This window comes from Streptomyces sp. AC550_RSS872 (assembly GCF_019049285.1).
Taxonomy (GTDB): domain Bacteria; phylum Actinomycetota; class Actinomycetes; order Streptomycetales; family Streptomycetaceae; genus Streptomyces.
The window spans coordinates 1-724 of record NZ_JAGMUL010000173.1 but is presented as its reverse complement, the minus strand read 5'-3'; the positions used below and the strand labels follow the sequence as shown (position 1 = coordinate 724).

The window sequence follows — 724 nt, the reverse complement described above, 5'->3', positions numbered from 1 at the left end:
AGGATGACCACGATCGGCAGCGCCAGGAACAGCAGGATCACAGTGGCCACGGCGGTCAGGGCGATGCGTCCGGCGAGGGACTTGCGCAGTTCCATCATGTGGCGCTCCTCTTCTTACGGCTGGCGCCGAGCGAGGTCACGGCCTTGACCAGGAGCAGTCCGGCCAGGGTGAGGACCAGCAGGATCACGCCCTGGGCGGCGGCCCCGTTCCACTGGTTTTCCTTGGTGACCTGCTGGTTGATGAGGGTGGCGATCATCGTCTGGTTCGGTCCGCCCATCAGGGCCGGAGTGATGTAGTAGCCCAGCGAGAGGATGAAGCTGAGCAGTCCGGCGCTGGCCAGGCCGGGGGCGACCAGCGGCAGATAGATACGGCGGAAGATGGTCACCTTGCCGGCGCCCATGCTGGACGCGGCCGCCAGCAGGCGCCGGTCCACACCCCGCATCACCCCATAAAGGAGCAGCACCGTGTACGGCAGCATCATCGAGGTGGTGCCGATCACGACACCGAGTTCGTTGTAGAGCAGCTGGAACGGCGCTCCGGGGACCGACATGCTGGTGAGGGTCTCGTTCACCAGGCCCTTGTCACCGAGCATGATGATCCAGCCGTAGGTGCGTACCAGGGCGCTGACGAAGTGCGGGACGACCACGACCAGCATCGCCAGGCCCGCCAGGATGGGCTTGAGCCGGGTGATGGCCTGGGCCAGGACGAACCCGAAGACCAGGCT

General features: G+C 65.9%; 1 protein-coding gene. It reads right to left on the bottom strand.

All coding sequences use genetic code 11. The features are described from left to right. Positions 1–94: 94 nt before the first annotated feature. The coding region (locus tag KUM44_RS39470; RefSeq protein ID WP_217214590.1) for an ABC transporter permease at positions 95–724 on the bottom strand (630 nt) is incomplete at its 5' end.